Genomic DNA, 21,739 nt, shown 5'->3' on the forward strand with positions numbered 1-21,739 from the left:
TCGGTGCCTGCGGCGCTTGCAGCGGTGGCTGCAGCGTTGGCTGTGGCCACGCTGGCAGGTTCAGATTCACCGGCAGCCGTGGCTGCTTCTTGCGCCGCTGTTGCAGCCGCTGTCGCCGCTGCAGCTTTGGCAGCCGCATCAGCAGCGGCAGTCAGTGCTGCGGCCTGCTTGGCTTCAACGTCTGTCAATTGATCTGGCGTTGCAGGATCGCTCATGGCTGCTACGGCGCTGTCCAGCGCAGTCTTGGCCGCTGTTGCTGCGGCAGCAGCTGTTGTTGCAGTCGTCGCGGCATTGGCAGCTGCCGTGGCCAAGCTGGCTACTTTGGCGTCGGTCGCGGTTTCGCTGGCCGTGGCCGCTGCACTGGCGTCCGTGCCCGCTGCGTTTGCAGCCGTGGCGGCAGCGTTGGCTGTTGCCACGCTGGCAGGCACTGTTTCACCCGCCGCTGTGGCGGCAGCTTGGGCTGCATTTGCAGCAGCGGTCGCCGCTTGGGCGGCAGCGCTTGCGTCGACTGCCGCAGCTTGCGCTGCGGCTTGTTTGACTTCGATGTCAGTCAGTTCAGCGGGCGTTGCCGGACTGCTCATGGCTGCTACGGCGCTGTCCAGCGCAGTCTTGGCCGCTGTTGCTGCGGCAGCAGCTGTTGTTGCGGCCGTCGCGGCATTGGCAGCTGCCGTGGCCAAGCTGGCCAATTGGCTTCCTGTTGCGGCTTCACTGGCAGCAGCCGATGACGCCGCAGCTGTACTCGCTGCGCTTGCAGCTGCTGCGGCGGCGTTGGCAATGGCAACGCTGGCTGGATCGGCTTCATTCGCGGCTGTGGCTGCCGCCTGAGCTGCGGTCGCAGCCGCTGTCGCCGCTGAGGCTTTGGTGGCTGCATCAGCGGCGGCAGCTTGCGCTGCGGTCTGCTTGGCTTGCAGATCTGCCAGTTCTGCTGTCGATGCCGGGTCACTCAATGCTGCGACGGCGCTCTCCAAAGCGTTCTTGGCCGATGTTGCCGTTGCTGCAGCTGTTGTGGCGGCGCTTGCGGCATTGGCGGCTGCTGTGGCCAAGCTGGCTACTTTGGCATCGGTCGCACTTTCGCTGGCGTTGGCCGAAGCTGTTGCGTCGGTGCCTGCTGCGTTAGAAGCGGCGGCAGCGGCGTTGGCAGTGGCCACGCTGGCTGGTTCGGCTTCATTCGCGGCTGTGGCTGCGGCTTGGGCTGCTGTCGCTGCGGCAGTGGCCGCAGAGGCTTTGGCGGCTGCATCAGCGGCGGCTGTCAGTGCTGCGGCTTGCTTGGCCTCGACGTCTGCCAGTTCAGCTGGCGTTGCCGGATCGCTGAGAGCCGCGACTGCGCTTTCCAAAGCCGTCTTCGCAGCTGTCGCGGCTGCGGCCGCTGATGTGGCGGCAGTTGCAGCATTGGTGGCGGCGGTGGCCAGGCCCGCGACTTTGGCGTCGGTTGCGGTTTCGCTGGCTGTGGCCGATGCGGTCGCGTCGGTGCCTGCTGCGCTTGCAGCTGTGGCGGCTGCGTTGGCAGTGGCCACGCTGGATGGAACTGTTTCACCCGCCGCTGTGGCGGCAGCTTGGGCTGCATTTGCAGCAACAGTCGCTGCGGCAGCTTTGGTAACCGCATCAGCAGCGGCAGCGAGCGCTGCCGCTTGCTTGGTTTCGACTTCAGCCAATTGAGCTGGCGTTGCCGGATCGCTCAGAGCGGCGACGGCGTTGTCCAAAGCTGTCTTCGCAGCAGTCGCTGCTGCTGCAGCCGTTGTGGCGGCAGTCGCGGCACTGGCGGCTGCCGTGGCCAAGCTGGCCACTTTGGCGTCGGTTGCCGTTTCGCTGGCGGTCGCAGATGCGGTGGCTGAAGTACCTGCTGCGCTTGCAGCTGCGGCAGCAGCGTTGGCAGTGGCCACGCTGGCAGGTTCAGATTCACCAGCTGCTGTGGCGGCAGCTTGCGCGGCTGTCGCTGCGTCAGTCGCTGCTGAGGCTTCGGCGGCTGCATCAGCGGCGGCAGTCAATGCGTTTGCTTGCTTGGCTTCAACGTCTGCCAATTGAGCAGGCGTTGCAGGATCGCTCAGAGCGGCGACGGCGTTGTCCAACGCTGTCTTAGCAGCAGTCGCTGCTGCTGCAGCCGCACTGGCGGCAGTCGCGGCACTGGCAGCAGCGGTGGCCAAGCTGGCCACTTTGGCATCCGTTGCGGTTTCACTGGCCGTGGCCGATGCGGTGGCTCCAGTAACAGCTGCGCTTGCAGCGGCGGAAGCAGCGTTGGCGGTGGCTACGCTGGCAGGTTCAGATTCACCGGCGGCCGTAGCTGCTTCTTGCGCTGCTGTCGCTGCAGCTGTTGCTGCTGCAGCTTTAGCAGCCGCATCAACTGCAGCAGTCAATGCTGCAGCCTGCTTGGCTTCAACGTCTGTCAATTGCGCAGGCGTTGCAGGATCGCTCAGAGCGGCGACGGCGTTGTCCAACGCCGTCTTGGCTGCAGTCGCTGCTGCGGCAGCTGTTGTGGCGGCCGTCGCGGCATTGTCAGCAGCGGTGGCCAAGCTGGCCACTTTGATGTCGGTTGCGGTTTCGCTGGCGGTGGCTGATGCTGTGGCGTCAGTGCCTGCTGCGCTTGCAGCTGTGGCAGCAGAGGTGGCAGTGGCGACGCTGGCAGGTTCAGATTCACCGGCAGCCGTGGCTGCTGCTTGCGCTGCTGTTGCTGCAGCTGTCGCTGCTGCAGCTTTGGTAACCGCATCAGCAGCGGCAACTTGCGCTGCGGCCAGCTTGGCTTCAACGTCTGCCAATTGAGCTGGCGTTGCTGGATCGCTCAGGGCTGCGACGGCGTTGTCCAAAGCTGTCTTGGCTGCATTCGCTGCTGTTGCAGCCGCACTGGCGGCAGTCGCGGCACTGGCAGCAGCTGTGGCCAAGCTGGCCACTTTGGCGTCGGTCGCTGTTTCGCTGGCCGTGGCCGATGCGGTGGCGGCGGTGACAGCTGCGCTTGCAGCGGTGGCAGCGGCGTTTGCACTAGCCACGCTGGCAGGCACTGTTTCACCCGCCGTTGTGGCTGCTACTTGCGCTGCTGTTGCAGCCGCTGTCGCCACTGCAGCTTTGGCGGCTGCATCAACTGCAGCAGTGAGTGCGGCTGCCTGCTTGGCTTCAACGTCTGCCAGTTCTGAAGGCGTTGCAGGATCGCTCAGAGCGGCGACGGCGTTGTCCAACGCTGTCTTAGCAGCAGTCGCTGCTGCGGCAGCTGTTGTGGCGGCAGTTGCGGCATTGGCAGCAGCGGTGGCCAAGCTGGCCACTTTGGCGTCGGTTGCCGTTTCACTGGCGGTGGCTGATGTGGCGGCGTCGGTGGCTGCTGCGTTTGCAGCTGTGGCAGCGGCGTTGGCAGTGGCCACGCTGGCAGGTTCGGCTTCGTTCGCTGCTGAGGCTGCTGCCTGAGCGGCAGTCGCAGCAGCAGTCGCTGCTGTAGCTTTGGCTGAGGCATCAGCGGCAGCCGTCAGTGCTGCTGCTTGCTTGGCTTCGACGTCTGCCAATTGAGCTGGTGTTGCTGGATCGCTCAATGCGGCAACGGCGCTGTCCAAAGCCGTCTTGGCTGCAGTCGCTGCAGCTACAGCCGTACTGGCGGCAGTCGCGGCACTGGCAGCAGCCGTGGCCAAGCTGGCCACTTTGGCGTCTGTCGCAGTTTCGCTGGCGGTGGCGGATGCGGTGGCGTCGGTGCCTGCTGCGCTTGCAGCTGTGGCAGTGGCGTTGGCAGTGGCTACGCTGGCAGGTTCAGACTCACCGGCGGCCGTAGCTGCTTCTTGCGCTGCTGTCGCTGCGGCAATCGCTGTTGCAGCTTTGGCAGCTGCATCAACTGCAGCAGTCAGTGCGGCGGCTTGCTTGGCTTCGACGTCTGCCAGTTCAGCTGGCGTTGCCGGATCACTCAGAGCGGCGACGGCGTTGTCAAGAGCTGCCTTCGCAGCTGTCGCTGCTGCGGCAGCTGTTGTGGCGGCAGTTGCGGCACTGGCGGCTGCCGTGGCCAAGCTGGCCACTTTGGCGTCGGTTGCCGTTTCGCTGGCGGTCGCAGATGCGGTGGCTGAAGTACCTGCTGCGCTTGCAGCTGTGGCTGCGGCGTTGGCAGTGGCCACGCTGGATGGAACTGTTTCACCAGCCGCTGTGGCGGCAGCTTGCGCGGCTGTCGCTGCGTCAGTCACTGCTGAGGCTTTGGCTGCTGCATCAGCGGCGGCAGTCAGTGCTGCAGCCTGCTTGGCTTCAACTTCTGCCAGTTCTGTTGGTGTTGCCGGATCGCTCAGGGCTGCAACGGCGCTATCCAGAGCGGCCTTCGCAGCTGTCGCTGCAGCTGCAGCCGCACTGGCGGCAGTCGCGGCACTGGCAGCGGCGGTGGCCAAGCTGGCCACTTTGGCATCCGTTGCGGCCTCGCTGGCTGTGGCCGATGTGGTGGCGGCGGTGCCCGCTGCGCTTGCAGCTGTGGCAGTGGCGTTGGCAGTGGCTACGCTGGCAGGTTCAGACTCACCGGCGGCCGTAGCTGCTTCTTGCGCTGCTGTCGCTGCGTCAGTGGCTGCTGAGGCTTTGGCTGCTGCATCAGCAGCGGCAGTCAATGCGTTGGCTTGCTTGGCTTCGACGTCTGCCAGTTCAGCTGGCGTTGCAGGATCGCTCAGGGCGGCGACGGCGTTGTCCAGCGCAGTCTTGGCCGCTGTCGCTGCTGCTGCAGCCGTTGTGGCGGCAGTCGCGGCACTGGCAGCGGCGGTGGCCAGACTGTCCACTTTGGCATCCGTTGCGGCCTCGCTGGCTGTGGCCGATGTGGTGGCGGCGGTACCTGCTGCGCTTGCAGCTGTGGCGGCGGCGTTGGCAGTGGCTACGCTGGATGGAACTGTTTCACCAGCCGCTGTGGCTGCTTCTTGCGCGGCTGTCGCTGCGTCAGTCGCTGCTGAGGCTTTGGCGGCTGCATCAGCGGCGGCAGTCAATGCGTTGGCTTGCTTGGCTTCAACGTCTGCCAGTTCTGAAGGCGTTGCAGGATCGCTCAGAGCGGCGACGGCGTTGTCCAACGCAGTCTTGGCCGCTGTGGCTGCTGCAGCTGCCGTTGTGGCGGCAGTCGCTGCACTGGCAGCGGCGGTGGCCAAGCTGGCCACTTTGGCATCCGTCGCTGTTTCGCTGGCCGTGGCCGATGTGGTGGCGTCGGTGCCCGCTGTGCTTGCAGCTGTGGCGGCGGCGTTGGCAGTGGCTACGCTGGATGGAACTGTTTCCCCAGCCGCTGTGGCGGCAGCTTGTGCAACTGTCGCTGCGTCAGTCGCTGCTGCAGCTTTGGCTGCTGCATCAGCGGCGGCAGTCAATGCTGCAGCCTGCTTGGCCTCAACGTCTGCCAGTTCAGCTGGCGTTGCCGGATCGCTCAGAGCGGCGACGGCGTTGTCCAACGCAGTCTTGGCCGCTGTCGCTGCTGCTGCAGCCCCACTGGCGGCAGTTGCGGCATTGGCAGCAGCGGTGGCCAAGCTGGCCACTTTGGCGTCGGTCGCAGTTTCGCTGGCCGTGGCCGATGCGGTGGCATCCCCACCCGCCGCACTTGCAGCGGCAGCAGCAGCGTTGGCTGTGGCCACGCTGGCAGGTTCAGATTCACCGGCGGCCGTTGCTGCTTCTTGCGCTGCTGTCGCAGCCGCTGAAGCCGCTGCCGCTTTGACAGCAGCCTCAGCGGCAGCCGCCAAGGCTGCGGCCTGCTGGGCCTCAATGTCTGCCAACTCGGCAGGCGTGGCCGGGCTGCTCATGGCGGCAACGGCGCTGTCCAAAGCTGTTTTGGCTGCTGCGGCGGCTGTGGTGGCAGCGGTTGCGGCGGTGGCTGCATCTTGGGCGTGCTTGGATGCGCCGGCCAACACCACTGTTTGCAAACCCACCAAGCTGCTCAGCTCAGTGGCATCGGTCACGCTGGCCAGTGCGGCTTGCACGGCGGCCAGGTTTTCAGCGGTGACCCCTTGCACTCCCAAACTGGCCAATTGCGCCAGGCTGGGCGTACCGGCCATGACCGCTTGCACGGCGTCCGCCAAGGCCTGGATTTCAGGGACGCTGTCGACGGCGTCAAAAGCTTGGCTGTCGATCACATCACCCAGCAAGCTGGCCTTGGCGGCGCTGTCCACCCCGGTCACACCGATGGCGGCGTATTGCGCCTGAGAAGGAGGTGTCGTGTGGTTGTCCGACAGGCCATCGGCATGGGTTTGAATCGCCTTGTAGGCATCGACGAGGGCCTGCACTTTGGCCACCGTGTCGGTCTCGGCGGCAGTGACGGCACTGCTTGCCAAGGCACTGAGGATGGCGTCCAGATTGCTGGCATCGACCCCGGTCACAGCGCATGCCGTGAAAACAGCCAGGTCAGGCACCGCGCCGGAACCACTGCCGTTGGTGTCTGCATAGGCCTTGATCACATCCAGTTCAGCGGGTGTGGTATCGATCGTCACACGCTGCACCGCCGTCGTGGCCACGTTGCCCGCTGCATCGGTCACTTGCGCCCGGAACTGGTAGTTGCCGTCTGCCAGATTGACCTGGGCGGTGGAGGTGGAGCGCCAGCTTGCGCCGCTGTCGGTGGACACTTGGTAGACCACGCTTGCATCGGCGTCTGGGTCTGTCAGTGTCAGATCAAAGCTGTTGTCGGTGGTGCTGATGCCGCCTGATTGGCTGACGCTGTCGGCCAAGCCCTCCAAGCTCAACACGCCTGCTGCCACCGCGGTGTCAATCGTCACGCTGTGCACATTGCTGATGCTCAGGTTGCTGTCGGCATCGAGCATCTGCGCGCGGAACTGGTAGCTGCCGTCTGCCAGCGGGCCTTGCTCGGCCGAGGTGGTGTCCCAGTTCAGCCCGCCGTCTGTCGAGACCTCATAAGTCACCACGGCCGCCGGGTCTTGACCCGTCAAAGACAGCGTGAAACTGTTGTCTTGCGTCAGGCCATCGGTGTCGCTGTCGCCACTGTCCGTGAATGCGATCAAGGACAGCGTGCCAACAGCAGGCGCCATGGCGCTCACCGTCAAATCAAACGGACTGGCCAATGCAGAGATGTTCAGCGCCCGGTCGGTCGACAAAGCGGTGAAGCTGTAAGTGCCATCGGCCAGCGCGGCATCGGTCAGGTCCAGGGTGAAGGCACCGGTGCTGTCGGCTGTGGGGGTGCCCAGCAAGATCCCGTCGCGCCAGACTTCGACCACGGCACCCGGCTCGGCCATGCCTTGCAGCACCTGCTGCTGCACCTCAGAAATCAAGGCCGTCGGCGTGCCGCCCACGGTGCCAAAGCCCGCCAGGGTCGGGGCATTGGGCGCTCGGGTGTCCACCACCAAGGCCAGTGGCTCAGACCTGGAGGACACATTGCCCGCCAGATCCACGACTTCCGCCATCAGGCTGTAATGGCCATCGGCCAGATCAGCGCTCGGTTGCCAGCTGAATTGGCCGTCCGCATCGGCCCGAACCACCGGCTCGGTGTTCAGACCGGTGCCCAGAATGCGCACCTCGGCATCGGGCTCGGCGCTGCCCGTCAAAGTCGGCCGTGCTTGCCCGGTCACATCGGGGCCGGTCAGGCTGGTGGACAAAGGGGCCGTCGTGTCGACCGTGATGCTCAGGGCACCACTGACCTCGCTGGTGTTGCCAGCGGCATCCAGGGCGACGGCGGTGTAGTTGTAAACACCGTCGGCCAAGCGCTGTGCAGGCGTGAAGCCAAATTGCCCGTCGCTCACCGCCACCGTGGCTTGCAGCGAACTGCCCAGATACACCTTGACCCACTGCGCGCCCTCAGCACGGCCCGCCAGCGTGGGCAGGGTGTTGGCCGTGATCGCGTCGCTGGTACTGCGCCCGCTGTCGGTGTCGGCGGTCAAACCACTCAAGACTGGCGCCGTCGGTGGCGTGCTCATCAGCGTGATGCTGCGGGTGATGCGGCTGACGTTGCCGGCCGCATCGGTGGCGCTCACGGTCAGCGTGGTGAGGCCGTCCTCGCCCAAGGTCTGCAGATCGGTGGCGCTCAGCTCCAAAGTCCATTGCCCGGCGGCGTCTGTCGTGGCGGGCAAATTCAGCACGCCCTGCGAGCCAGACCAAGACAGCTGCACCGAAGCGCCTGCTTCGCTGCTGCCGCGCAAAATCAGGCCTGCAGATTTTTCTGCCGCATTGACGATGTCATTGCCCGCCACGGCGGCCAAGGACAAATTGGGGGCCGCTGTGTCAACGCTGACCACCATGGGCGCACTGAGGCCCCCGATATTGCCTGCCGCATCGCGGTTCTTGACCGTCAGGGTGTGCTCTCCATCGAGCAAGGCGGTGCTCGTCACACGCCACTGGCCTTGGCTGTCGGCCACAGCCACACCCACGGTGGTGACGCCGTCCAGCAAGACCACTTCACTGCCGGGCTCCGAGGTGCCGAACACCGTCAAGCGGCTGTCGCGGGTGAGCAGATCTGAGGCCTCACCGGTGTCGTTTTCCAAGCCGTCAATGCGTGCTGCAAACGGCGATGTCTTGTCCAGCGTCACATCCTGGACGGCACTGGCGGCGCTCAGGTTACCGGCCGCATCGAGCAAGCGGGTCGTCAAGGCATAGACACCTTCAGGCAAAGCACTGGCCAGGCTCACCCCGACCACGCCTTCAAGGACCTGGGCCTCGGTCAACACCACACTGCCCAGCACCTGCGTGCCCTGCAAGACCTGCAAGGTGTCACCGGCCACGGCCTGGGTGTTGTCCAGACTGACCGAGAAACGTGGCAACAACTTGCGCGTGATCTGATCGGTGCTGGAAACGCCCGTGTCATCGGCAGTCAGCAAAGTGGGCGCAGAACTTGCCGTGGGCGCTGTCGTGTCCACCACCAGGTTCAGCACCGGCGAATCCGGGCTGCTCAGCGCCACGCTTGTGCGATGCACCACACCCACCAGGGTGTACAGGCCATCGGCCAGGTCAGCCAGGGGCTGCACCGTCACCGTGGTCTGAACAGACGGGTCAAAGCCCGCCGCCAAAGTGGTGCTGCCCAGCAACACCCGCTCAAGGCCTGTGGAGCCTGCGTTGGTTTGCCACAACTCCACCACATCACCGGCCAACAAGCCCGCACCAGCGACTTTGGCCGTGTCAATCTCCAGCGTCACCACAGGCCGTTTGACCTGGGTTCGGTTATCGCTTGCAGAGCGACCGCTGTCGTCACTGTCGTTCAAGTCCGGGGCGCCGGGGGCGTCCGGCACGCGTGTGTCAATCTGCAAATCCAGGGCATTGGCCGACAGCACCGTGGTGCCCGATCGGTCCGTCAGCCGCGCATTCAAGCTGTAGAGGCCATCGTCCAAAGGCGCTGTGGCCCCCAACTGCACCGTTGCCACGCCCGCGCTGACTTGCTCGGACGTCAGGCTGATTTCAGCCCACACATCGCCCGCCGCATCCACCAGCGCCAGCATGTCACCGGCACTGGCCCTGCGGCCTGCGCCATCAAACAGCACGACCTGCACCTTCGGTGCGTTCACCGATGTGCGGTTGTCCACATCGCTCAGGCCCAGGTCATCTGCCGTCAGCAAATCGGGCATGCCAGGCGCCGCCAGGGGCGTGGTCAGCACGTCCACCGCATGGGTCAAGGACGTGCTGTTGCCCGCCACATCGGTGACCACCAGGCGGATGCTGCGCCCTGAACCTTCGCCCAGGGCCGCCACATCATCGGCGGTGAGCGCATAGGACCATTGCGTGCCAAAACTCTCCGGCACCACGGTTCTGGCCGCCCCACCGGCGCCCAGCACCAGGGTCAAAGCGGCCCCCGCCTCGGCCGTGCCGCTCAGGGTCACGCCCTGCAGCAGATCGCCCGCGTTGATGATGTTGTCGTCCGTGACGGCATCCACCGACAGGCTGCCCGAGGTGGGCACTGCGGTGTCCAGCTGCACCACCAAGGCGGCCGAATAGGCACTGACCAGGCCATCGGCATCGGTGGCGGTGGCCTTGAAGCCATAACGACCGTCGCTGGCCAAAGCGTTGGGCAAGTGCGCCGACCAGCTGCCATCGGCCCCGGTCACCACCGTGACCAGCGGTGTGCTGCCCAGCACCAGGGTTGACAAGTTGTAGGCAAACACCTTGACAGTGCTGCCCGGCAAGGCCGTGCCGCTCAGCTCAGGCTGTGCCAGGCGGGTGATGCGGTCGCTGCTGCTCAGCCCCGTGTCGGTGGCAGGGGTCAGGCCCGTGATCACCGGCGCCAGGGGCTGCGTGGCATGCACATTGAAATCAAACGTGCTCATGCCGCCCAGATTGCCCGCCAGGTCCTCGGTTTGCACCGTCAGGGTGTAGGCACCGTCATCGAGCACGCTGGCACTGTCGTCAAAACTCCACAAGCCGGTCACTGCGTCGGCCGTGACCACGCCCAGGAACTGCCCATCCAGGGCCAGTGATACGCGTGCGCCTGCCTCGGCCTGCCCTGAAAAACTCAGGTTGGCACTGGGCACCGTGTCCGACACCTCAAAGGCCACGCCATTGAGGGCCAGACCACTGACCGCTGCCGGTGGCGTGGTGTCCACCGACACCTTGAACACCGCAGAGGCTTCGCTGGCATTGCCCGCCAAGTCCACCGTTTTGGCCTGGAAGGCATAGTCGCCCTGCTCCAGCGCCAGGCTGCCCACATCGAACAGCCAGGCCCCGGTGCTGCTGGCCGTCGTCACCCCCACCAGCTGGCTGGCATCGGTACCGCCGATGTAAACCTCGATGCTGGCGTTGGGCTCTGCCGTGCCGCTCAACTCGAGCGCGGCACTGTTGCTCAGGTGGTCGGTCTGGCTGCCGCCAGTGTCCGGCGTCATGGCGCGGATGATCGGGGCATCGGGCGCCACGTTGTCCACGATCACCACAAAGGGGTTGGACGCCAGGCTGGTGTTGCCGCTGAAGTCACGGCCAATGGCGGTGTACACATAGCGGCCATCGGCCAGGCTGCGCGGCGCATTGCCCACCAGATCATTGAAGACCCAAGCACCGCTGCCACTTGTTGGCGCACTGCCCAGCTTCACGCCGTTGCGGTACACATCCACCCAGCCCCGGGCTTCAGCGGTGCCGCTGATGACCTGGGTTCGGGTGCGGGTCACACCATCGTTGTCCAGGCTGCCGGTGTCGGCTTGCACCGCCAGCACCTGTGGGACTTTGGGCGTTTGCGCATCAATGATCAGGGTGAAGGCCGCACTGAGCGGACTGACATTGCCTGCGGTGTCCGTGGACGTGAGCACGATGGCATAACGGCCATCGGCCAGGTAACTGCCGTTGGTGTCAAACGACCAATGGCCCGATGCATCGGCCAAGGCTGTGCCCAGCACCACATCGTTGGCCACCACTTTGACCACCGTGCCCGCTTCGGCCGCGCCTTCGAGCAGCGGCCGGTTGTTGCGCGAATAGCCTTCCAGCGTGCTGGTGTCGATGCCCAGGCCGTCGATATTGGCCAGCGCAGGCTGCACCGGCGCCACCACATCGAGCACCACATTCAGCACCCCCGACCACTCCGAAGCCATCGCAGCGCTTGTTCCGGCATTCAAGACCGAAGCCGCCACCACACGGGCCTTGAAAGCCAGCAGCTGACCTTGCACCGCATCCAGACCCGTGGTCTGGGTGGGCAGGCTCACGATCACGCGCTCCATCGCGATCTGAGCGGGGGTCAGCAGCACCGTCTTGAGCACGGTGCTGCCGGCGTCATTGAGCGCAATTTGCAGACTGTCGCCCACCGCCACGCCTTGCGGAATGCCGACCGACAGGCTCAGGCCGTTGATCTTGGTGTTGTTGTCCAGGCTGGATCGGCCGGAATCGTCTTCACTGAGCAAATCGGGCGTGCCCGGGGTGGCGGGCACGTTCAGGTTGCTGACGGCGTCCGAGCTCACATAGAAGCTGGCGGCATCATTGCCTGCCAGGTCTTGCAAAGCCGTGCCGTTGTCAGCGGCTGAAGGATCGGTGTAGGCCAGGGTCACCGCCTGCCCGCGTGTCACGGCTTGGGCCAAGGTGATGAGCAGGCGGGTCTGCGTGCTGTCGCTGGCATCCAGCGTCACCGACAGCACGTCCACCAGCTCGCCATCCACCGCCACGGCAAACGCATCGGAAGGCAATGCCGACTGCACCGCTTCGCTCAGGCGCAGCGTGATCAGATCGCCGTTGAAGCTCAAGCCCCCCAGCAACTGGGGCCGCACACGGTCAGTGGGCTCGGTCAGCACTTGCGCGTTGTTCACGGTCAGCGTCAGCACCGAGGTGGTGGCCAGCAGTTCGGCATCGGTGGCCGAGACATTGCCCGCCATGTCCACACTGCGCAGCACAATGTTGTGGGCCCCTTGCTTGAGGGCCGATCCGTCATAGGTCAGCGCCCAGGCATTGCCGGTCGACTTGACGCCCGCCTCACCCAGCAAATACAGGCTGCTGCCCACACGGTCATACACCTGGACCTTGACCACATCGGCCAGCGAATCGGTGGCTGCGCGTGCGGGCAAAGTGCCCTCCAGCGTGAACAGGCGGTTGAGCGTTGTGCTTGCGGTGCGCGCCGCCACACTGGCGGTGGTGTTGTTGTTGCTGCCATCGCCCAGATACAGGCTGGCGGTGAAGGGGTCGGCTGGCGGCCGGGTTTCGTACAGCAGGTTGTAGCTGCCCGTGATGGAGCCGGGGTTCAAGCCCTTGTAGGAGGGCGTATTGCCTGCGGCATCCACAATGGCGCCGTCGATGTAATAGTTGCCCGGCGTGTTGCCCTTCATCTGCTCACGCGTCAGCGCAAACAACACCTGCCCGGCGTCGATCTCGGCCGCCGTCAACAAGACGTCGACCGTGGTGTGCACCGTGCCATTCAGATAACTGAGCACACGCACCCGGGCCGTGTCGCCCACGCGGGCATCCGCGGGCAAACGCATCACGACTTGCGGCGGGGCGTTGGTGATCTTGTCATTGTTCAGATAACCGCTGTCCACGCTGCTGGTTTCTTGCAGGTTCAGCCACAGCGGTTTGGTGGCCGTGAAGTCGATGGTGATGGACAGCGGCGCACTGGCCACCATGTTTCCGGCCAGATCGTTTTGCACCACGATGTAGCGGTGCACGCCTGCTTTTTGGTAGGCGCTCAACTGGAACTCAAACACACCGGTGGTGGCGTGGGCCAGCACAAAACGCGCGCTCTGCGCATTCAGCACCAGCTCGGACGGCTCCACCACACCCGAGCCATTGCGGTCTTCATAAATGCTGATGCGCGCGCCGGGCTCGGCCACACCCACCAGCGTGGGTGAACGGGTCTTGGTGACGTTGTCACCCAGCGTGCCCGTGTCATCGGTGACTGAATTTTTAAGGGCCACGCGCAGTGCTGTGGACGTGTCGCTGCCCACGGTGGGCGCAAGCGGCAAGGCGCCTGTGGTGTCGACCACCAGGCTCAATGGCGCAGAAACCGGACCCCGGTTGCCACCCACATCCCAGGCGCGCCAGGTGATGGCGTGCGTGCCATGGGCCAGGGCCGGGCCCTGGTAACTGAAGACCCAGGTCGAGGCGCTGGGCATGACGGCAAAACCCAGGCTTTGGGTGACGCCACCAAAGGTGTCAAACAACTCCACACGCGTCGTGCCCGTGGGCAAGCTGCTGTACGAGGCAAAGCTCAGGTTCGTGCCCCGGTTGACCCGGTTGTCGGTGTTGTTGACATCGGTGCTGAAGGTGCCGGTGTCGTCCACCGCCACCAAATCGGGCGCATAGGCAGGGGCTGCTGGCAAGGCGTTGTCCACCACCAGTGACGTGCGCAAGGTCACGCCCGCGCTGGCATTGCCTGCCCGGTCGATCATGAAGGCCGTCACGGCCGTGGTCGATGAATAAGTCACGGCCGTGCCCGCGTTCATGGCGGTGGTGGGCGTGAAATCAATGTAGCCCGCGGCCATGTCGGCTGCTTGCAGCGTGACCAAGCCCAGTTGGGTGCCTGTCACCACAGAACTGGTGTTGATGCGCACCTTGTCACCCGGCACCGCATCGCCGGGCAAGGCAATGCGGAACGTGGGCGTGTTGTCGTTGGTCTTGCCGTCGTAGGGCGAATCCCCCGTGTCACTGCTGGTCAGCAGCACCATGCTTTGGGGGGCCAGGGCGCTGGTGTCCACCGTGAAGGACACTGCCGAGCTCATTTGCTCGTTACCCGCCACATCGGTTTGCACCACGCGCAAGTTGTAGGCCCCCACGGCCAGACCGCGCAGGTCCACCGTGTAGGCCCCGTTGACATCGGCCACCACCGTGCTGGTGATGACGGTGCCGGTGTCCTTGGTGTAGAGCGCCAAGCTGTCTTCACCCAGATCGCGTCGCCCGTTGTTGTTGCTGTCGTTGAAGACGCTGATGCGGGCATTGACTTCGGCCGCGCCGCTGAGCGTGAGCGCATTGACGTTGCTGGTCAGGCGATTGACCGTGTCGGTCAGGTCCGCACTGGCCAGGCTGGCCGTCAGGCCCGTCGGGGCGGTGGCGTCGATGGTCACGTTCAGCGTTTTGGCAGCGCCCTCGTTGCCCGCAAAGTCGACCGGTCGGACCGACATGGCATGCACCCCATCTGACAGGGTCACACCCGCAGGCAGGGTGAACGAAAAGACTTGGCTGCCCTGCACATTGCCCACACTGGCGCGCCCGATCAGTTGCGCACCGTCATACACATTCACCCAAGCCAGATCGGCGGCATTGCCCAACACTGTCGATGAATTGAAAGTGATGACCTGGTTCAGGCGCGTGATGTTGTCGGTGCTGCTGCGCCCCAGATCGTCACTGTCTGCCAGGTTCAAATCCACCGCCAGGGCCGGTGCCGTGGTGTCGATGGTGAGGTTGACAATCGCGTTCAGCGTGGCCGACTTCACCGCCCCCTGTGCGGTGTAACGGAAGTAGTTGGTGCCTGTGCCTGCCGTCAATGCCGTCGTGGCCACATCCACATAGCCTTGGCTCAAGTGGGCAGCGGTCAGCGTGGCGTTGCCTTTGCGGTTGACATCGTTGGTGCCCGCGGTGCTGGCGTTGAAGATTTCCACCAAACCGCCTACAGCAGCCCCTGCGCCCAGGTAGACGCGCAAGGTCGGACTGGTGGTGTTGGTGATGCGGTCATAGGCCGATGCGCCCAGATCCGAGGCCACCGTCGGCGCGATGGTGAACACCGCCGAAGACGGCAAGCCGCCCGCCACGGTGAGTGAAGTCACGGCAGCGGCCTGGCTGATGCTGCCTGCACCGTCGATCAGCTGCACACTGATCAGGTTGTTGTAGGTCGCAGCCGCCAGCGCCTGGTTGGGCAGCACCTTGAGCACCACAAAACCCTGGGCGATGTCGCTGGCCGTGAGGCTGGCGCGTGCCAGCTCGGTGGCGCTGTTTTTCATGACCACCAGGTCACCCACTTGCACCACACCATCACCGGTCACCGGCAAATCGATGCGGAAACTGGGCTGCGCCAGGGCGGTGACACCGTCGTCATCGAAGCTCACGCCGTCTGCAGCCAGCAAGCGCGGCGTGCCAGGCAACAGGGGCATGGTGCGCTGCGAGGTCACCACCAAGGCATCGCTTTGGGTACCGATCAGGTTGCCTTGGCTGTCCAAAGCCATGGCACGCAAACGGTTCACACCGCCAGGCAAGGTCACCGTGCTGGCCGTCAGCAGGCCTGCCGCGTCGGTCGTCAAGCTGGTGCTGAGCAGCTCGCCACTGTCGAGCAAGCCATTGTTGTTGCGGTCGTTGTAGAGCCAGACCGTGGCGTTGGGCGCCATGCGGCCGGTCAAAGAAATGCTGTTGCCCGAGATCAGTTGGTCGTCGGGGTTGCCTGTATCGACGGTGGTGTTGTTGCCAATCCACAAGCGGTTGGCATAGGCCTTGATGGGCGTGGTGGCGCTGTCCTCGAAGTCCAGCACCAGGGTGCTGGAATAGGCGCTCAAGTTGCCCGCCGCGTCGCTGGAGCGCACCAGGATGTTGTGGATGCCGCTGTTCAGTGCGGCGCCGCTGTGCGTCCAGGCCCAGGTGTTGTTGGCCAACACCGGTGCGGTGCCGATCAGCACTTCGCCGTCATAGATGGACACCAGCACGCCCGCCGTGGCCGTGCCGCTGAGCGTGAAACCACGGCTCATGCGGGTGATGCGGTCGGTGCTGCTGCTGCCCGTGTCGGAGTTCAGCAGCGTGACCGTGGGCGTGGTCGGCGCGGTGTTGTCGGTGGTGTAGCGCGGCAGCACCACCGAGGCGCTCAGGTTGCCCGCCTGGTCTTCCAGACGGGCACTGATGGCCTGGGTGTAGACCGTGTCCGCCACCAGGGTGAACCCACTGGCCACCGTGCCCACTTTGCTGAAGGTGCTGATGACCGTGGCGCCTGCGCCTGCCGTGTCGGTGATGGTGGCACCACCGGCGGTGAAGCCCAGGGTGTGGCTGGCCACAGGCGTGATGGCGGAGCCCGCCGACAAGGCCGTGGCATCCAGTGTGCTCAGCTGCTGGTTCCAGCTTCGGTAAGACAGGATCTTGCCGTCAAAGTAGCCGCCGTGATAGGCCTGCCCCAGACGTTGCTCGGTGTCCCAGTTGTAGTCAGAGCTGGTGCGGTTGCCATGGGCTTGCAACACGCCGTCCACATAAATATCGGTCCCTCGGGCGCCCAGGGTGAAGACCACGCGGTGCACGGCGCCATCGGTCAGGTTCAGACCGGTGGTGTAGATGACCTCACTGTTCCAGACATAAGAGCCGATGTTGCCGTCGGCCGTGACCCACAGACCCCGGTCATAGGCCCCGCCACTGCTGACTGCGAACAAGCCCCCGCCCGTCGTGGTCTGGAACACAATTTCCCGGCTGATGCTGGTCTCGGGCTCGTTGAGCGAGAAGTTCACATAGCCGCTGCCCGTCAAACTCAGCACCGATTCGGTGGTCACCCCGTCACGGGGGTCAAAGTCCACATAGCCCCTGTCCTTGTCGGCTTGCGTGATGAGCAAGGTCGCCAACACCGAGGTGGTGTTGTCCGCCGAGTACAGGCGGATTTTGTCCCCCACCAATGCTTCGGCAGGCAAATTCACGCGCACGGTGGGCTGCAAGTTGCTGGTGATGCCGTCGGCGGCAAACACGCCGTTGTCACCCGCGATGACCTGGATGCCCGTGGGCCGCTGCGCCAAGGTGTCCACCACCACGGTGCTGGCGGCCGACACGCTCATGGCACCGGCCACATTGGTCGCCAGGGCATACAGGCTGTGGGTGCCCGCAGGCAAATTCAAGCTCAGGCTGTAACTGCTGCCCGTCAAGGTGGCGGTGCCCAGCGATTCGCCTTCGTCCATGCGGGCGTTGCCGTTGCGGTCCCGGAAAACCTGCACCGTGGCCCCGGCTTCAGCCGTGCCCGTCAGCGTCACCGAAGTGTTGCGGGTCAGGCCGTCGTTGTTCAGGTTGCCGCTGTCCGAAGCGGTGGTCAGCGTGGGCGCGCTCAGTGGCGAGACCCGGGTGTCGAGGGTCACCACGCGGTCGAGCGAGCAGTTGATCACCGAGCCGGTGATGTTGACCAGGCCATAGCCGTCGGCCGTGCCTGTGGTGGCCAGCGTCATGGCCGTGCCTGCGATCCAGGCGGCATTGACGGCAGCAGCGGTCTGTGCGGGGTTGCCGCCGTGCGTCCAGTATCGGGCGCCGGTGCTTCGGATCTGCAAAGCGGTGCCGCTGGTGCTCAAGACCACCGCGACCATTTTGGTGTGCACACCATTGCTGTAAACCGCGATCCAGGTGTCGGTGGTGCCCGCCATCCGGACAAAGCTGGCATTGGCACTGGGGCCGCCGTCAACGGACTTGCCATTCATGATGGCGCTGCTCAACTCGACCAAATCGACACGCGAAGCGCTCAGGCCGGTGGACGTGGCGGTGGTCGTCAGGTTGCTGCCAAAGCTCAAACGCTGCGTGCTGTTGCCTGCGGCGTCGAGTTCAACCACGCTCAACTTGTGGGCGCCATCGGCCAAAGGCGCACCGGTGTAGACAAAGACGTAGGTGTTGTCGGCCTTCACATCCGCGTAGCCCAGCACCGTGGCGGTAGCCCCTGCACCATCGAGCACCTGAATGCGCGTGACGCCCTGGCCACTGCTGGCGGTGCCTGTCAGCGTGAAGCCCGTGTTGCGGGCGATCGTCAAATCGGTGTTGGCAGCGCCCCCGGCGAGTGCCGCATCATCAGCGCTCAGCAAGGTGGGCTGTGCGGGCGCTACATTGGGCGCCACGTTGTCAATGCGCAGCATGGGCATGTAACTGCGTGCCACCACGGCAACTGCGCCCCCCACACGGTAATCCACCGTGATCGGGTTGATGCTGGTTGAAGCCAGTGTGGCGCTCAGATCGGCATAGCCCCGCGCCACGTCGGCTGCCGTGAGGGTGTAGGTCAGCAAGGTGCTGCTGCCTTGCTTGAGGGTCAAGGTGTCGCCACTGAGCACGCCTGCGGCCAAGGCCTGGCGCAGCGTCACCTGGGCGCTGTTGCTGGAGGTGGCCTCTGTGCCTGTGGGGTTGAGCAGTTTGGGCGCGGCCCAGATGTTCAGGCCATGCACATCATTGAGCACCAACAAAGGCTGCGTTTCCACGTTGCCCATGCTGTTGCCTGCAGCATCGATGGCGGTCACGGTGACGGTCGGGTTGGCACTGCTGAAGCTGCTGGTGGGCACGCTCAAGGACCAAGTGCCCTGGGTCATATCCAGCACCAGTCCTTGGCTGCTGGTGTAGCTGTTGCCATCAACCGTCACACTCAGCGAGGCCGTGTTGAGTTTGTCAAAGCTTCCCGTCAAAGTGGTGCTGACCGGCCAATTGCCCGCTGCAGACATGGCCTGCTGGGCAGCGCTTTGCCTTGTCAGGCGCAAGTTGTCCAGATCCAGATAAGCATTGGCCGTGAGATCTTGTGGTGTGCCATACAGCACACGCACACGCTGTCCGGCATCCTGGGCCAGGGCCGTGTATTGAATGCTCACATTTTTGAAGCTGCCATCCGCCCCCAGATCACTGGTGGTGATCACGCGACGCGACAAGAGCGTCGCAGTGGTGCCATCGGTGCGGTACAAAGCCACATACCCGCCCACCACCAAGGGGTGCGCTGCGACAGTTCCCCCGCGGTTACCCACATCCACACTCAAGGTCAAGAGATCACCCGTGCTCAGCGTCGTGGTGGTGTCTTGGTAGAACTGCACACCGCCAGCCACGCTGGGCTGAAAGATGTAAGCCAGGTTGTTGTTGGTGGGATAACCAAAGTTAGAGGTCAAGGGGTCATACAAGCCGGTATCAATGCTGCTGCTTCCGACCTTGGTCCAACCGGCAGGCGTGATGGCACCTCGAATGGTTCCGGCAGCCACCACATCGGCTTCGAAGTCACCGTTGGTGATCAGGTTGTTGGGTTGGAACTGCCCTTTGACGGCCAGCGGATCGACCGTGGGGCGGCCCGGCGGCGTCAAGTCCACGCTCAGGCTGAAGGTTTGCGAAGCCACACTCAGGTTGCCTGCCCGGTCCAATTGCACCGCACGCAGCGCGTGCGTGCCTTGGGGCAGGTTCATATCGAGCGTGAAAGCGCCGGTGGTGATGTCGGCATTGACGCTGCCCAGCAGCTCGCCGGTGTTGATCAGGCCATTGCCATCGGCATCGTCAAACACCAGCACCTTGGCGCCTTTATCGGCAAAGCCCTTGAGCGTCAAGGCCGAGCTGTTGCGGGTGATGCCATCGCCTGTGGGCGTGGTGTCGTCCAGGCTGTCGAGCGTGAGCGGGGGCAGTTTGGCCGGGCCGTTGGTGTCAAAAGCCACCCACAGCAGGGCACTGGCTGCCGATGTGTTGCCCGCCAGGTCCACCGCTTTCACGCTGAAGCCGCGCGTCATGTCGGTATAGGGCACACCGCTGTAGGTGAAGCGCCAGGTGTTCAGGGTGCGGTCCACCTGTGCCAGGCCCACCGGCGTGGTGGCACTGCGGTCGTCGTAGACCTCGACACTCACCACATCGGCGGCAATGGTGCCACTCAAGGTGAAGCCTGTGCTGTTGCGGGTGATGTTGTCGGCCGAAGTGCCGCTGTTGTTGCTGCCCGAAGCGGCCGTGGTGAAACTGTCGTCTTCGGCGATCAGGTCGGGCGCGGCCAGCGCCGCTGGCGCGGCCTTGAGGGTCAGCGAGGGCATGGACACCGTGGCCCCGGCGTTGCCTGCGGCGTCGGTGATCTGGGCTTTGATGGCGTCGTTGTAGGTGTTGGCCGCGAGGGTTCCGGCGCTCACCTTGAGGTCCACATAGCCCGCGCTGAGCATGGCCGCTGTGACCGGGGTCGAAGCCAGCAGCGTGCTGCCATTGAGCACCGAGACCGTCTCGCCCACGCGGGTGTCGGCGGTATTGAGGCTCACGCGGAACGTGAGGTCGCGCCCGGCAGCGGTGAAGGCATCGTCGCTGCGTTGCCCGCCATCGCTGCTCCCCAGCAAGGCGATGCCCACAGGCGCCATGGGCGGCTGCAGGTCGATGTTCAGGCTCACGCCCGAGCTGGCCAGGCTCTGGTTGCCCGCTTTGTCAAAGGCAATGGCCCGCACGCTGTGGTTGCCGGCTGACAGCACAGCGCCATCGGTATAGAACCAGCCATAGCCATTGGCCGTGACTTCGGCCAGTTGCTCTTCAGCGTCCACCTGGCCGTTGGCATTGAGGTCGTCAAACACCACCACGCGTGCGCCCGGGTCGGTCACGCCGCTGATGCGGTTCACCGTGCCCGTGTTTTGCAGCGCACTGGTGACGCCGGTATCGGTCCACACCGTGCCCATGACCAGGCTGGGGCGGCTGATGGCCGTGTCCACCAGCACCGTGCGCAGGGCCGAGCGTGCGCCCACATTGCCCGCCGCATCCACGGCAGCCACACTGAAACTGTGGGCCCCAGCCGCTAGCACAGTGGCGTTGCCCGTGTTGAAGCTGTAGTTGGTGCCCGTGAGTGTGGCTTCGCCAATTTGCACCGTCTGGGTCGGGGTGTAACTGAAGTCAAAACTGGTGATGTCGTAACCCGTGCCTGCGCCGCTGCCCGCCACCGCGATGGTGCTGACCGGTTGCAGCCAAGCCGCATTGAGCACGCTGGCATCGGTGGTCTGGTTGCCACGCGCCCAAGCCGCACCCGAGCTGCGTGCGAGCAAGCTGCCGTCAGCGGCCAGGCTCAGGCTCAGCGCCACCATGCGGGTGGTGTTGCTGGCGGCATCAAAAGACGCCAGCAGCCAACGGTCGGCGGCGCCGGTCTCGCGGTAGACCACGGCCGGTACAGGCGCACCGATGCCTGCACCGTCCAGATACGCATTGCTGATGCTCACACTGGCCACACCGGCCGGGAACGCCAATTCGACCCCCGCCACCGCGTACTGCGCCACATCGGCCACGTTCAGGGTCAAGCCTGCCCCGGGGTTGAAACTGCCGGTGCGGGTCTGCGTGGTGTCTGGTCGCGTGTCGTACACCAACACGCGCACCGTGTCTGCGGGCACTGTGCCGCTCAAGCTCAGACCCGTGTTGCGCTGGGTCAGGTTGTCGGTGTTCGAGGTGCCCGAGTCGCTGCTGGCCGACAAGGTGGGGGCCGTGCCGATGCTGGGGCCTGTGGTGTCCACCACCAGCGGATAGGTGGCCGGAGATTTTTCGCCTTCATTGCCTGCGCGGTCGGTCAGGCTGGCCGTCAGGTTGTAGGTGCCTGCGGTCAGGGCCACCATGTCGGGCAAGGTGAATTCGGCCACGCCTGCTTGCACCTGTGCGGCGCTCAGGCTCAGGGCATACAACACAGTGGTGCTGTTGTAAATGCTCAGGCGGTCACCCACAGCGGCATCGGCGGGCAGGGCCACGCGCAAGCTGGGGGTGGTGTCGCTGGTCACGCGGTCAGCGGCGCTGACGCCTTGCACCGCCAGGTCCACCGGGGTGTCGCTGCTGGCCAGCACATCCA

Annotated in this window: 1 protein-coding gene (running past both ends of the window); it reads right to left on the reverse strand. The window is 64.8% G+C overall.

The whole window is internal to an Ig-like domain-containing protein gene (locus B9Z51_RS10915; RefSeq protein WP_108374451.1) on the reverse strand: the coding sequence, 52,722 nt in all, runs 16,702 nt past the left edge and 14,281 nt past the right edge, and what appears here is coding positions 14,282–36,020 — codons 4,761 (partial) to 12,007 (partial); the first complete codon in reading order (the gene reads right to left) occupies window positions 21,735–21,737. Both codon boundaries (start and stop) fall beyond the window edges.

Origin of the sequence: Limnohabitans sp. T6-5 (assembly GCF_003063315.1) — a bacterium.
Lineage (GTDB): Bacteria > Pseudomonadota > Gammaproteobacteria > Burkholderiales > Burkholderiaceae_C > Limnohabitans_A.